Source organism: Paenibacillus vulneris (assembly GCF_039543185.1).
In the GTDB taxonomy this organism is placed as follows: Bacteria; Bacillota; Bacilli; order Paenibacillales; family NBRC-103111; genus Paenibacillus_S; species Paenibacillus_S vulneris.
This window is the reverse complement of record NZ_BAABJG010000058.1, coordinates 1-725: the sequence shown is the minus strand read 5'-3', so window position 1 is coordinate 725 and position 725 is coordinate 1. Positions and strand designations below refer to the sequence as shown.

The window sequence follows — 725 nt, the reverse complement described above, 5'->3', positions numbered from 1 at the left end:
GTCGCGCTGAATCCGCAGGAGTCAGCAGAGGCCATAGTACGGGAGTAGGGGACGCCGGAAACCGGAAGGGCTGAACTTAAAGGAGAGAAGAAACCGATGTGTTCGCGCGAAGAGCAACGACAGCAGCCAACTTCATATGAAGGCTCACGGCAAAGAGCAGTGGTGAAGCCACAAGGGTATGCCGGAGCGCCGAGTTCTTCGTCGGCACAACTCGCCCCTTCTTCTCGCGAAGGACATAACGACTTGCTGGAAAGAATACTCGAAGGAAACAACCTTCGACTCGCGTTCAAGCGAGTGAGACAGAACGGCGGAGCGCCTGGTGTCGACGGAGTGACAGTAGATGAGCTACAAGCGCACTTATGGGAACACTGGGAAACCGTGAAAACGGAACTTCAAGAGGGCACCTACAGACCAACGCCTGTCAAACGGGTGGAAATCCCCAAACCCGGAGGCGGGGTTCGGCTGTTAGGTATTCCAACCGTAATGGATCGCTTCATCCAGCAAGCCCTCATGCAAGTGATGACACCGATCTTCGATCCACATTTCTCACTGAACAGCTTCGGCTTCCGTCCAGGAAAACGAGCCCACGATGCCATAAAGCAGGCGCAATCCCACATTCAAGAAGGCTACCGCTGGGTCGTGGACATGGACTTTGAGAAATTCTTTGATCGAGTCAACCACGATATTCTCATGGCAAGAATAGCAAGAAAAGTGTCGGACAAGCG

At 53.7% G+C, this 725-nt stretch carries 1 protein-coding gene; it reads left to right on the top strand.

Annotated elements, in window-relative coordinates:
• Positions 1 to 96 precede the first annotated feature (96 nt).
• Positions 97 to 725 (top strand): reverse transcriptase domain-containing protein (locus tag ABEA66_RS35855; RefSeq protein WP_345595309.1); only part of this gene is annotated, 629 nt, incomplete at its 3' end.